Raw genomic sequence first — 13,094 nt, 5'->3', positions numbered from 1 at the left:
GCGCTTCCATACGGCCTCGTGCATCGCACGGGGCCGTGTCGTTTTTGGCGCGGGAGCGCGCGGTTGCAAGGTACGGTCGCGTTCACAATCTGCTACGTGCCCGGCGCTAGGCTGATTCAGCCAGCGGATGACAACGCCAGCAACTTTGGGCACTGTCATGCTGTCTGATCCGTTCACCGCCTCTCTTTCGTCGGCCCCGTGCCGAGAGCCATTCGATGACCTACAACGTTTCTGCGTCTATGAAGGCCGGCCTGCTGGCGCTGGTGTTGACCACTCCGATGGCATTGCTGGCGCGCGCCGATACCGCGTTGCCGGCGGCCGCCACGCCCGAACAGGCAACGGCCACCAAACTCGTGTACGGCCTGCTGTCCGACAGCCGCTATGCGTATCGTCCGCGCACCCTGGACGAGGCGATGTCCAAGGACGTGTTCAAGCGCTACCTGGAAACGTTGGACGGCGGTAAACAGTTCTTCACCCAGACCGACATCGACGGCTTTGCGCCGTTGCAGGCCGGTGTGGGCGACGCACTGCGCGGCGGCAACCTGGAACCGGCGTTCCAGGTGTTTGCGGTTTACAAGAAGCGCGTGGACCAGCGCGTCAAGTACGCGCGCGACCTGCTCAAGCAGGACTTCGACTTCACCGGCAGCGACAAGTTCGAGTACGACCGCAAGGACGTGCCGTGGGCCAGCGACGACAAGCAGCTGGATGTGTTGTGGCGCCAGTCGGTCATGAACGACTGGCTGCGGCTGAAGCTGGCCGGCAAGAAACCCGATGACATCCGCAAGACGCTGGACAAGCGCTATGCCGCGCTCGCCGATTCGGTGAAGCAGCTCAAGGGCGAGGACGTGTTCCAGTTCTTCGTCAACGCCTACACCAACGCCGTCGACCCGCACACCGATTACTTCACCCCGCGCACTGCCGAGACGTTCAATCAGCAGATGTCACTGTCGCTGGAAGGCATCGGCGCACAGCTGCAGAAACAGGACGACATGGTGGTGATCCGCGAGGTGATCCCGGGTGGTCCGGCAGCGGTGGATGGCACGCTCAAGCCGGGCGACCGCATCGTCGGCGTGGGTCAGGCCAAGAATGGCGCGATCGAGGACGTGATCGGCTGGCGTATCGATGACGTGGTGGCCAAGATCCGCGGCAGCAAGGACACCCAGGTGCGCCTGGAGTACATCCCGGCCGAATCGGGCATCGACGGCAAGCACCGCACGGTGACGCTGACCCGGCAGAAGGTGCGTCTGGCCGAGCAGGCCGCCAAGGGCGAAACCATCACCCTGCCGGCCAAGGGCAGCGAACCGGAACGTCGCATCGGCATCATCAAGTTGCCGGGCTTCTATCAGGACTTCGAAGGTCGTCGTCGCAACGCGACCGACTATGCCTCGGCGACCCGCGACGTGGCCAAGCTGCTGGCCGGTTTCAAGACCGACAAGGTCGACGGCGTGGTGCTGGATCTGCGCAACAACGGTGGTGGTTCGCTGGACGAGGCGATCGAGCTGACCGGGCTGTTTATCGAACAGGGCCCGGTGGTGCAGGTGCGCGAATCCGGTGGTCGGGTCACCGTCAATGGCGACAGCAATCCCAAGGTGGCCTGGGACGGCCCGCTGGGCGTGCTGATCAACCGCGGTTCGGCCTCTGCCTCGGAGATTTTTGCCGGTGCCATCCAGGACTACGGTCGCGGCCTGGTGATCGGCGAAACCAGCTTCGGCAAGGGCACGGTGCAGAACATCGTCGACCTGGACCGTTGGCCGGCTGCAGAAGGCCAGCGCTATGGCCAGGTCAAGCTGACGATCGCGCAGTTCTTCCGCGTGAGCGGCTCCAGCACACAGCACAAGGGCGTGGTGCCGGATATCGCCTTTCCGGCCAGTGTGGATGCCACCGAATTCGGCGAAAGCACCTACGACAACGCGCTGCCGTGGACGCGCATTGCCGCTGCGCCGCACACCCAGTACGGCAACTTCGCGCCGCTGCTACCCAAGTTGCAGTCCCTGCACACCGCGCGCATCGCTGCCGACAAGGAATTCCAGTGGTGGGAGGAAGACGTCAAGCAGTTCCGCGATGAGAAGGCCAAGAAGTACATCTCCTTGAACGAGGCCGAACGTGTCGCCGAACGGCAGAAGCAGGACCAGCAGCGCAAGGATCGTCAGCAGGTCCGCAAGCAGCTGGGTTTGCCGCTGGATCCGCTGGCCGATGACAGCGACGACGGGCTGACCGGCAACGAACGCGACATCGTCAAGGACACTGCACGCGAAAAGGCCGCAGAAAAGCGCCCGGATCCGTTGCTGCATGAGTCGGCGGCCATCCTGGCCGACGCGCTGGGCCTGCTTGCGCAGGATCGGCCGCTGTCGGCGCAGGTACTGCCGCAGTCCACAGCGCCGGGGCGCTGGGCGGACTGACAGCCCGCACTACCGAGGACTGACCAACGCCACCGCCTGTCGGTGGCGTTTGTTTTGGGCTAATGCACCGCGCCGGCCGCACAGTGGCAACGGCCTGCCGCGACTCAGCTCAGCGCCTGCCAGCAGGCCTGCAGGCCCAGAAGCAGCAGGGTGCAGAAGAACACGCGCCGGAACGTCTCGGCGGAAATGCGCCGCCGGACCCGGGTGCCGGCCCAGACCCCCAGCGCCGTCGGCAGCAAGGCCAGCAGCGACGGCACCCCTGCCGACAACGGCACGCCACCGTGCCAGACCAACGCGATGGCCAGCGCGAGCGTTGCGGTGCCGAAGCAGGTTGCCAATGCGCGGATCAGCATCTCGCGAGGCAGCCCCAGCGCGGCCAGATACGGCGCCACCGGCAGCACCACGACACCGGTGGCGCCGTTGAGCAGGCCGCTGGCCAGGCCGGTCAACGGGCTGGCCCAGCGTTCATGGCGGGGTGGCAGCGTCCACTGCCAGCGCGCCAGCCCGAGCAACGCGTAGGCCACCAGCAGGGCGCCGAGCCCGGCGCGCAGGTTGCGTGGGTCGCCGCCGATCATGACGCCCACGCTCAGCCAGGTGCCCACGCTCATCAGCGTCAGCAAGGGCCAGATGCGCCGCAACAGCGCCCCCGGTGCCGGTCCCCAGGCCTGCTGCAGATTCGTCACCAACGAAGGCAGCACCAACAGCGCAGCTGCCTGGCTCGGCGGTAGCCACAACCCCAGCAGGCCCATCGCCACGGTGGGAAGCCCCATCCCGGCGACACCCTTCACCCCGCCAGCCAGCAGGAACACGCCCGCAATCAGGACCCAGTGCAATCGATCATCAGTCATGCCGGGCAGGATCCGGCGGCGGTGGCAACACGGCAAGCTGTCTTTGTTTGAGGCAGACTTCGTCCACGCCGAAGGCTGTGGGTGCGCAATGCAAGTGGAGTTCGTCGATTTGCGGATCTTCGTGGCGGTGGCCGAGACCGGCAGCATCACCGCCGGTGCCGACCGCGTGGCGCTGTCGCTGGCCGCCGCCAGCGCCCGTATCCGCGCACTGGAGCTGCAGGTCGGCGCGGCGCTGTTCGAGCGTGGCCGGCGTGGCGTCACCCTTACCGCTGCCGGCCAGGTCTTGCTGCGCCACGCGCGCACGCTGGCCCGGCAAGCGCAGGCGATGCGTACCGAACTGGGCGATTACGGCGCGGGCGGGCAGGTCAGCCTGCGGCTGGCCGCCAATACGGCCGCGCTGTCGGAATGGCTGCCCGAATGCGTGGCCGACTTCCTGCTGGCGCATCCACGGGTGGACCTGACCCTGGCCGAATGGGGCAGCGAGGAGGCCGCCGATGCGGTGCGCGAGGAGCGCGCGGATCTGGCAGTCGTCGCCGGGCATGCGGATTTCACTGGCCTGCAGCGGCGACCATTGCGCCATGATCGCCTGATCGTGGCGGTTGCGGCCGGCCATCCGCTTGCCGGCGCGACCGCGCTGCGGCTGGCCGATCTCACCGACATGCAGTTGCTGGCGTTATCGGTGGACAATGCCCTGCAGCGTCATTTGCGCACCCATCTGGCACGGGCGGGCGTGCACCTTCGTATCCGCGCGCGTGTTCCGGGGATCGAAACGCTGTGCCGCATGTTGGCGCGCGGCATCGGCGTGGCCATCGTGCCGCGCGCCGCGCTGGCGTGCTCCAGCGTCAGCCAGCAGCTGGTGGCCGTGCCGCTGGACGAACCCTGGGCGCGGCGTGAGCTGTCCATCGTGTGGCGCGACACGCCCTCGGTGATCCTGCAGGCCTTGCTGGAATGGTTGCAGGCAAGCGCGGCGGAGGCAGGGATTCAGCCGCCGTAAGCGAGCGTGCTGGCCAACCATCCAACCAACCAACCAACCAACCAATCGACCAATCGACCAATCGACCAATCGACCAATCGACCAATCGACCGACCAATCGACCGACCAATCGACCGACCAATCGACCGACCAATCGACCGACCAATCGACCGACCAATCGACCGACCAATCCCGCGTGCGTGCGCTCAGCGCGGCCAGGCGAACTCGGCGAGCACCGGATAGTGGTCTGACGGCAACACGCCGCCGGGGCGGTCATCCAGCGTGACGAATTGCGTTGGCGTCAGCCCGCGGAACAGGATCCAGTCGATACGCCGGGTCGGGTGAGTGGTGAAATCCTGGAAGGTCTTTTCCGGTCCGCTGCGTTTTGACGCCTTTGCGCGTGCATCGCCCAGCACGGCAGTCAGCGTGGGGTAGGTGATCTTCTCGGGGTCGCTGTTGAAGTCGCCGGTCAGCACCACCGGGATCTCGCTCGGAAGCTGCGCGATGCGCGACAGGATCAGCTGCGCGCTGCGTTCGCGCGCGGGTTCGTCTTCGTCTCGATAGGGGAAGTGCGTGTTGAACAGGTAGAAGCGACGCTTGTCGCTGCGTCGTTCGAACAATGCCCAGGTCACCATGCGCGGCAGCACGTTGCCCCAGGTGATGCTGGCGGGGACCTCTGGCGTGTCGGAGAGCCAGAAATTGCCGGATTCCACGACATCGAGCTTGCGCGTGTCGTAGAACACGCCCATGTGTTCGTCACTGTCATCGCCGCGTCGCCCCTGGCCGAACCAGCGATAGTTGGGCAGCTGGGCAGCCAGGTAGCTGGCCTGCTCGCTCACCAGCTCCTGTGTCCCGAACACATCCGGATGCGTCTGCCTGATCAAGGCGACCATTGCGCTGCGACGCACCTGCCAGCGCTTGTCGCCCTCGGTGTCGGCAGGAACCCGCACGTTGAACGACATCACGCGCAACGGTGCGATGGCCGGTGCGGCCAGTGCCGGCAAGGCAATGCACAACAGGGCGATGGCGAGGAGGCAGCGCGTCAGTGCGCGTGTGATCGGACGTGGCATGCAGGCAGATTCCCGATGAACAAGACGCCAAGTCTAGCCAGCAACGATGACGGCCGTGACAGCGCAGCGGCGGGGTTCGTCGCTGCAGCTGCACGCTTGACGTCCCTGCGCAACGGCGTAGCATTTGTCGCAGGCCCGCGGATAGACCGCTGGCCTCACCACTCAACCGTGAGGGATTCTCATGGCAGCACCGTACGACTATCTCGTGTTTATCGGGCGTTTCGAGCCCTTTCATAACGGCCATGCCGCCGTCGCCCGCCACGCGCTGGGCAAGGCGCGCAAGCTCATCGTGTTGATCGGCTCGGCCGACACCCCTCGCACCATCCGCAATCCATGGACCGTCGCCGAACGTGCGGTGATGATCGAGTCTGCGTTGCCGGGTGAGAGCGAACGGTTGATCCTGCGTCCGCTGCGCGACCATCTGTACAACGAAAGCCTGTGGATTGCCGAGGTACAGCGTCAGGTTGCCGAGGCCGTGCAAGCCGATGGCGGCACGCCGGATGCGCGTATCGGGTTGATCGGCATGGACAAGGATGCCAGCAGCTATTACCTGCGTGAGTTTCCGCAGTGGCCGCTGGAAGATGTGCAGCACACCGCCACCCTCTCGGCCACCGAATTACGCCGTTATCTGTTCGAGGCCGGCGACCTCGGATTTCATGGCGGGCTGTTGATGCTGCGTGGCAACGTGCCCGCGCCGGTGTACGACATGCTGGAAGCGTTCCGACGCAACTCGCCCAGTTATGCGCAGCTGGTGGCCGAATACCGCTTCATCGAGCAGTACCGTGCTGCGTGGAAGGACGCGCCGTATGCGCCGACCTTCGTGACCACCGATGCGGTGGTCGTGCATTCGGGGCACGTGCTGCTGGTGCGGCGTCGTGCCGAACCGGGCAAGGGCCTGTGGGCACTGCCGGGCGGTTTCATCGCTCAGGACGAAGGCCTGCTGGAAAGCTGCCTGCGCGAGCTGCGCGAAGAGACCCGGCTCAAGGTGCCGGTGCCGGTGCTGAAGGGCTCCCTGCGCGGCCGCCAGGTATTCGACCATCCCGAGCGCAGTCTGCGCGGGCGCACCATCACCCACGCGTTCCACTTCGAATTTCCCGCAGGGGAGTTGCCTGCGGTGCGTGGCGGAGACGATGCCGACAAGGCGCGCTGGATTCCGATCGCCGAAGTGATGGCGATGGGGCCGCGGCTGTACGAAGACCACCTGCATATTCTTGAATTTTTCCTGGGCCGTGGCTGAGGGCACTGCCATCGCCTGCGTGCTGCCGCCGACCGACGTCGGCACGGTGCGCTGGGCTTGCCTGATCCACGACCTCCCACCGGCGGACAGACCGCTGGTTTACCCGACGCGAAGGAGCTTCCGTCATGCATTACCTCGATAATCTGCTGCTCAACACCGACAGCTACAAAGCCAGCCACTGGCTGCAATATCCGCCCGGCACCGATGCCTCGTTTTTCTATGTCGAATCGCGCGGTGGCGTGTACGACCAGACGGTATTCTTCGGGTTGCAGTCGATCCTGAAGGAAGCGATCAACCGGCCGGTGACGCATGCCGATATCGACGATGCGAAAGCATTGCTGGCCGCGCATGGCGAACCGTTCAACGAAACCGGCTGGCGCGACATCGTCGATCGGCTGGGCGGACAACTGCCGATCCGCATCCGCGCGGTGCCCGAGGGCGCGGTGGTGCCCACCCACAACGTGTTGATGACCATCGAGTCCACCGACGCCAAGGCGTTCTGGGTGCCCTCGTATCTGGAAACCCTGTTGTTGCGCGTGTGGTACCCGGCGACGGTGGCCACGGTGAGCTGGCAGGTCAAGCAGACCGTGCGCGATTACCTGGAGCGTACCAGCGACGATCCGGAAGGGCAGCTGCCATTCAAGCTGCATGATTTCGGTGCGCGTGGCGTGTCCAGCCTGGGCTCTGCTGCATTGGGCGGTGCCGCACACCTGGTGAATTTTCTCGGCACCGACACCTTGTCGGCGTTGCTGCTGGCACGTGCGCATTACCACACGCCGGTGGCCGGCTATTCGATCCCGGCAGCCGAGCACAGCACCATCACCAGCTGGGGCCGCGAGCGCGAGGTGGACGCGTATCGCAACATGCTGACGCAGTTCGCACGCCCGGGATCGATCGTGGCGGTGGTGTCGGACAGCTACGACATCTACCGCGCCATTCGCGAACATTGGGGCACGACCCTGCGCGAGGAGATCATTGCATCGGGCGCAACGGTGGTGATCCGTCCGGACTCCGGCGACCCGGTGGACGTGGTCGAGCAGTGCCTGGTGCTGCTGGACGAGGCGTTCGGGCATCAGGTCAATGGCAAGGGCTACAAGGTGCTCAACCATGTGCGGGTGATCCAGGGCGATGGCATCAACCCGAGCTCGCTGCGCGCGATTCTGGAGCGCATCACTGCCGCCGGCTATGCCGCCGACAATGTTGCCTTCGGCATGGGCGGGGCGCTGCTGCAGAAGGTGGACCGCGACACGCAGAAGTTCGCATTGAAGTGTTCGGCGGTGCGTGTGGACGGACAGTGGATCGATGTCTACAAGGACCCGATCACCGACCAGGGCAAACAGAGCAAGCGTGGCCGGCTGACCTTGCTGCGCGACCGTCGCGACGGCAGCTATCGCAGTGCGTTGCTCGATGAAGTGGCTGCCCATGCCGAGAGCGAGGACGCCTTGGTGACGGTGTGGGAAAACGGCGCAATGCAGCAGGAGTGGACGCTGGAGCAGGTGCGCGCGCGTGCCGACGCTGCACGCCGTTGATGGCCTGCAGGCGGGCATGAGCATGCCCGCCTGCAGCGATGCGGGTTCTGCATTGTCCGCCTCGGCACTGCTGGCGCAGCTGCGCGCCGCAGCACCGAGCCTGCAGCAGCGCGTGCCGCTGGAAGACGATGCCGGCCGCTGGCACCGGCTGCAGATCGGCGCACGGCGCTTGCGCGCGGCATTGCCGATCACGTTCACCCCGTATGCGTCGGTGCGGCCCTGTTCGGCACGCTGCGGGTTCTGTTCGGAAAACCTGCGCCAGCACGGCAGTGGTCCTGCGGCCTCGATGCTGCGCCCCGGGCCAGCCTATTTCAGGCAGCTGCGTGAGGTGTTGCAGCTGCTGCATGCAGTGCCGTTGTCCTATTCGTTGTCCGGTCTGGAAATGACCGACGAGCCGGACTGGCTGCAGACCCTGCTGCAGACCTTGTCGACCACCGCCGAGGGTCCGCAGGTCGAGCAGCGCGTGCTGTACAGCAACGGCGCCGGCCTGGCGCGCGCGCATGGCGGCCGCCTGCTCGAGGCACTGCTGCAGTTCGGCCTGTCGTGGATCGAGCTGTCGCGCCACCATCCGGTGCAGGCGCGCAACGACGCGATCATGCGTTTCCGCCCCGGCGAGCCGGTTGCCGATGCGGGCGTCTTCCTGCAGACCGCCCGCCGCTTGGCTGCGCGTCTGCCGGTACGCCTGGTCTGCATCGTGCAACGCGGCGGTGTGTGTAGTGCCGATGATGTTGCGCAGTACATCGACTGGGCACGCAGCTGTGGTGCGCAGCAGGTGATCTTCCGTGAGCTGTCGCGGCTGGACGATGCGTATCGCACCAATGGCACCTGGCGCTACATCGCACAGCATCGCGTCGGGGTGGAGCCATTGCTGGCCGAGTGCATGCAACAGCCGTGGTGGTCGCGCTGGCAGCTGGACAGCATGACCGAAGGGTATTACTTCTGGAATGTGCGCCTGCGCAGCGCGGACGGCATGCAGGTGGTATTCGAAAGCGCTGACTATGCCGCGATGCATGCACGGCACGCCACCGGGGATGTGTACAAGCTGGTGTTCTTTGCCAACGGGCGCCTGTGTGCAGGTTGGGACCCGGACGCAGATGTGTTGTGGGACGCCGCCGGGGCGGAAGCGCGCGATGGATGAGTTCGATCAGCGCAGCTGGTGGACGCCGGCGGCGGACGATGCGGCCTGGGCGTTGCCCGATGATCTACGGGCAGCCGATCCACTCAACGGGCGCGATTGCGGATGGGTCAACCAGATGCGGCCGTTCGTGCGCCATTTCAGCCAGCCGGGCGAGCAGGTGTTCGACCCGTTCTGCGGGTTTGGCAGCACCTTGCTGGCGGCGGCTTTCGAAGGTCGCGCTACGCACGGCATGGAGATCGATGCCGGGCGCGCCCAGCTGGCCCGCACGCGCCTGCAACGGCACGGGGTGACGGTGCCGATCGTGGTCGGCAGCCTGGTGCACACCGCGCCGGCGGCAGCGATCGATCTATGCCTGACCAACGTGCCGTACTTCGGCTGTCAGTGGCGCGGGCAGACAGTGCCGGGCCAGCTGTACGCCAGTGCCGACTACGCCAGCTATCTCGCGGGAATGCGCGCCGTATTCCACGCGCTACGGCAGCGAATGCGGCCAGGTGCATTCGGCGTGGCCATGGTCCAGAACGTGCGCATCGGCGGGCGCTTGCTGCCGCAGGCGTGGGACCTGGGGCGGCTGGTGGGCAGCCTGTTCACACTGCACGAGGAGCGCGTGCTGTGCTACCAGCGCCCGGCCGATGCGCTGCCCCACGCGCGCACCGGCAGCAACCGCAGCCACGAGTACGCGCTGATCTTCCAGCGCTGCCATACCCGGATGGACCTGCAGCAGGCGGCACAACTGCTACAGGCGGTGCAGGCGCTGGGCCTGCCGGTGGTGGTGCACGGCAGTTACGCGCGCTGGTTGCAGTCGCCGACGCTGGTGCCGGACGGGCCGGCGGACCTGGATCTGATGCTGGCTGCCGAGCAGCCGCTCTGGGACCGCCTGACCAGCTGGCTGCAGGCGCAGGGCTTCAGCCTGGGCCTGTGGGGCGAGCCGTGCCGCGCACCTGTGCCGTTGGCGGCGGTGCGCGCCCATCACTACCTGCGTGCCGAGCGGATCGGTGCCGACGGCAGCCGCCTGCAGGTGGACCTGCAACTGCCAGCGGATGAACCGCCGGTGCCCTGAGCCGGCAACGCGACGCCGCGCGCACATGGCTTGCGGCTATGCTCTGACCGGTTTTGGATGATGGAATCTCCCAATGTCTTGCACTTCCCTGATCGCGCGTGGCGCGCTGCTCGGCGCGCTGGCAACCCTGGCCGGCTGCGGTGGCAGCAAGGGCGACACGATGCTGATGCGCGAGTCGTTCAATTCCGATGACACCTATTCGCGCAGTGTGGCGGCCAGTTCGCCACAGGCCTGCGAAGCCGCACGCCGCGTGTTGCTGAGCCAGGGCTACGCGGTCACGCGCGCCGACGCCGCGGCAGTGGAGGGCAGCAAGAATTTCCAGCTGAAGGAAGCCGAGCAGAGCGAGCAGCTCAATCTGCGCATTTCCTGCGCAACCCAGGACGGCGGCAAGGCGCAGGTGTTCGTCAGTGCGTTGCAGGACCGCTACGCGCTGAAGAAGAGCTCCACGTCGGCCAGCGTGGGCGTCGGCGTGCTCGGCTCGTTGTCGTTGCCGGTGGGCAGTAGTGGCGACTCGCTGGTGCGCGTCTCCAGCACCACGGTGCAGGATGCGGCCTTCTACAAGCGGTTTTTCGAACGCCTGAACTCGTATCTGCCCAAGGTGACCGACGTGGCGCCCGCCGCAGCGAGCGCTGCGCCGGCACCGACACCTGTGGCCCCGCACCCGCCCGCGCCGGTGCCTGCAGCGGCATCCACCGCTGCGCCGGCGGTCGGCACGCCAGCTGCCGCAGCCACGCCGCCGGCCGCATCCGGCACCGTGGCGCAGCCACCGGTTGCACCGTTGCCGGTGGAAGCGCAGGACCCGCCGCCGGCGCCGGTCGATGTGCCACAGAGCGAGCCCGCCAGGCAGCCGTGATGGCGCGGTTCATGCACCGCTCCAAAGCCTGAATAGAGGCGCGTGCGCTTCACGTCGTGTTCTCGACGCAGCGAACAGAGTGCAGCCATGACTCCCCGATTGGGCGAGAACGATGGAGACCGACGATGAAGATGCGTAATTCCTTGCTGGGTATGTCCCTGATCGGCCTGATGGCGACGAGCACGTTTGCACAGGCGCAGAACTACTCGCATCAGCAGCGGTATTCCGAGGCAGACGAAGGCCGCAAATTCTCCGATGGCACGCGCGTGCGCTGCCGTAACGTGGAAGTGCAGAAGAATTCGACCGACCCCAATCGCATCGGCGGTACGGTTGCCGGCGCCGCGATCGGCGGCCTGCTCGGCAACCAGGTCGGCGGCGGCAACGGCAAGAAGCTGGCCACGGTGGCCGGTGCAGTGGCCGGTGGCGCGGCAGGCCGCACCATCCAGGGCAATCGCCAGCAGGCCAATGGCAACCGCCAGGTCGAGCGCGTCTGCGAACGTCGCTAAGCCGGATGCGGTGACTGTCACAAGCCCCGGCCCTGCCGGGGCTTTCTTTATTGCCAAGGCGGCCGCGTGCTGCCGAGTCGACCGCTGATCGATGTGCGCCTTCCGGATCTGCCCACCGCGACACCTGCCGATGCGACATGCAGCGCGACGTCGCGTTGCTGCGGTGGTGTGCGCCTTTGCCGTGTTGGTTGCGCAGACGCAGCAGGTCGCTGGTGCAGCGCCCAGTGCGGCCGCAACCGCGGCCAGTGCCGACTGCGTGGAAGGGCTGCTGCGCCGGCTGGGCTGGAGGATCGAGCGCGCCGCCGTATCTGCACCGGTCATCGAACGCGGTGCGCCGTGCACGCGCGGCTCGCTTGCGCAGGCGCATGCTGCCGGCGACCTGACGTTGACCGTGCCGGCCGCCTGGGATGCGCAACAGCGCAGCGCGTCGATGACGGCCTTGCTGGATGACAGCGCCACCCAGTGTGCGTATGCGTTCGAGGTCGGTGCGGCAACGCGTCGCGCCGTAAGCCAGTTGCAGGACAATCCGGGGTATCGGTTTTCTGCGCTGCAGCTGGGCTGGATCGGCTTCGGTTGGCGCGGTGCGGCCGCGCAAGGGTGGAGCGGCTTTCGCAGTCTTGGCCGCGGCTATCAGCCGCGAGGCAGCAACGCACAGGCACTGGATGCGTTCTACCGGGGGCGGGTGCGCTCTGAATGCGGCGTGGGGCGGCAGGTTGCCCAGCTCGCCACCCAGCGCGAGTTGTACGGCGATGCGGGTTTCGACCAGGTGTTTACGCCTGGCGAGTTGTCGATCGGCACCTTCCTGACCTTGCACGACACCGACAGCATTCTGCTCGGCGCACATGCAGGCGACTTTCTTGCCGACGGCAAGGCGGTGAAGACCTCGCGACTCGGGCGGCAGGCCTTCGTCGGTGCGCCGGGTTTCATCGCGCATGTGTTCGACAAGGCGTTTCTCGACGATATCCATAATCAGGCCGAAAACTTCGTGGTGGTAGACGTCAGCGATGCCGCCGCGAAAGCCCTGGCGCAGCACGGTGGCTTTGCGCATTACGACGCGCTCAACCGCCAGATCTGGGAGCTGGCTCAGCCGTTGCGCGGACCAGGCAAGCGGCGTTTCGAGCGCCTGCTGTACGAGCGCGATACGCAGCTGCGCGCCACCCTGGATGCGCAGCAGCAGGCACGGCTGTACCAGCTGCAGACGCTGCTGGACGACCCGTTCTATCAGGGCTTTCTGGTTTATGTGCATCCCAAGGGCGTCAAGCCGATCGGTTACCACGTGGCGCGCCTTCTCGACCGCAACCCGCGCACGCCGTATGCGATCGACCTGACCCTGCACAATCTGCGCACCACCTTGTATTGGCGATGGATCGACTGGCAGCTGCAACAGTGCGCTGCGCGCATCGCCACGGAACAATCCATTGAGGATTCCGCGACGCCGGCGTACGCCGGCCGTGGCACCCTGCACTGATCAGATCACGAGGAGT

General features: G+C 66.3%; 11 protein-coding genes. 9 read left to right on the top strand and 2 right to left on the bottom strand.

Annotation, left to right across the window (positions count from 1 at the left end; translation table 11 throughout):
* Positions 1 to 239 precede the first annotated feature (239 nt).
* Positions 240 to 2,399 (top strand): carboxy terminal-processing peptidase, encoded by a 2,160-nt coding sequence (locus XnspCFBP7698_RS13200; RefSeq protein WP_179453870.1) that lies wholly within the window; start codon positions 240 to 242, stop codon positions 2,397 to 2,399.
* Positions 2,400 to 2,503: 104 nt separating this feature from the next.
* Here the strand turns inward: XnspCFBP7698_RS13200 and XnspCFBP7698_RS13195 are convergent, their stop codons facing one another.
* Positions 2,504 to 3,247 (bottom strand): sulfite exporter TauE/SafE family protein, encoded by a 744-nt coding sequence (locus tag XnspCFBP7698_RS13195; RefSeq protein ID WP_104579146.1) that lies wholly within the window; start codon positions 3,245 to 3,247, stop codon positions 2,504 to 2,506.
* An 88-nt stretch (positions 3,248 to 3,335) separates the two neighbouring features.
* Here XnspCFBP7698_RS13195 and XnspCFBP7698_RS13190 point away from each other — a divergent pair, with 88 nt between their 5' ends.
* Positions 3,336 to 4,241 carry a LysR family transcriptional regulator gene (locus XnspCFBP7698_RS13190; protein ID WP_104579145.1) on the top strand — a complete coding sequence of 302 codons (906 nt, stop codon included), beginning with the start codon at positions 3,336 to 3,338 and terminating at the stop codon, positions 4,239 to 4,241.
* Between the two features lie 185 nt (positions 4,242 to 4,426).
* Here XnspCFBP7698_RS13190 and XnspCFBP7698_RS13180 read toward each other — a convergent pair whose 3' ends face one another.
* Complete coding sequence (locus XnspCFBP7698_RS13180; protein WP_104579143.1) at positions 4,427 to 5,290, bottom strand: endonuclease/exonuclease/phosphatase family protein; 864 nt, start codon at positions 5,288 to 5,290, stop codon at positions 4,427 to 4,429.
* A gap of 181 nt (positions 5,291 to 5,471) precedes the next feature.
* Here XnspCFBP7698_RS13180 and XnspCFBP7698_RS13175 point away from each other — a divergent pair, with 181 nt between their 5' ends.
* The 7 genes from XnspCFBP7698_RS13175 to XnspCFBP7698_RS13145 all read left to right on the top strand — a co-directional run bounded on the left by XnspCFBP7698_RS13175 (position 5,472) and on the right by XnspCFBP7698_RS13145 (position 13,078).
* Positions 5,472 to 6,527, top strand: coding sequence for a bifunctional nicotinamide-nucleotide adenylyltransferase/Nudix hydroxylase (locus XnspCFBP7698_RS13175; RefSeq protein WP_104579142.1), 1,056 nt, complete (start codon positions 5,472 to 5,474; stop codon positions 6,525 to 6,527).
* Positions 6,528 to 6,652: 125 nt separating this feature from the next.
* Entirely contained in the window at positions 6,653 to 8,056 is a 1,404-nt protein-coding gene (locus XnspCFBP7698_RS13170) for a nicotinate phosphoribosyltransferase (RefSeq protein ID WP_104579141.1), read from the top strand.
* Between the two features lie 22 nt (positions 8,057 to 8,078).
* Complete coding sequence (locus tag XnspCFBP7698_RS13165; protein ID WP_104579412.1) at positions 8,079 to 9,194, top strand: hypothetical protein; 1,116 nt, start codon at positions 8,079 to 8,081, stop codon at positions 9,192 to 9,194.
* Entirely contained in the window at positions 9,187 to 10,251 is a 1,065-nt protein-coding gene (locus tag XnspCFBP7698_RS13160; protein ID WP_104579140.1) for a DNA methyltransferase, read from the top strand. The genes XnspCFBP7698_RS13165 and XnspCFBP7698_RS13160 overlap by 8 nt, the downstream gene beginning before the upstream one ends.
* Before the next feature lie 73 nt (positions 10,252 to 10,324).
* Positions 10,325 to 11,104, top strand: a complete 780-nt coding sequence (locus tag XnspCFBP7698_RS13155) for a DUF2242 domain-containing protein (protein ID WP_104579139.1) — start codon at positions 10,325 to 10,327, stop codon at positions 11,102 to 11,104.
* A gap of 125 nt (positions 11,105 to 11,229) precedes the next feature.
* The gene (locus XnspCFBP7698_RS13150; RefSeq protein WP_047697156.1) at positions 11,230 to 11,610 is read left to right on the top strand and encodes a glycine zipper 2TM domain-containing protein; all 381 of its coding nucleotides are present in this window, start codon (positions 11,230 to 11,232) and stop codon (positions 11,608 to 11,610) included.
* A 124-nt stretch (positions 11,611 to 11,734) separates the two neighbouring features.
* The gene (locus XnspCFBP7698_RS13145; RefSeq protein WP_104579411.1) at positions 11,735 to 13,078 is read left to right on the top strand and encodes a hypothetical protein; all 1,344 of its coding nucleotides are present in this window, start codon (positions 11,735 to 11,737) and stop codon (positions 13,076 to 13,078) included.
* Positions 13,079 to 13,094 lie beyond the last annotated feature (16 nt).

Origin of the sequence: Xanthomonas sp. CFBP 7698 (assembly GCF_003600855.1) — a bacterium.
Taxonomy (GTDB): Bacteria; Pseudomonadota; Gammaproteobacteria; order Xanthomonadales; family Xanthomonadaceae; genus Xanthomonas; species Xanthomonas cannabis.
This window is presented reverse-complemented; position numbering and strand designations above follow the sequence as displayed.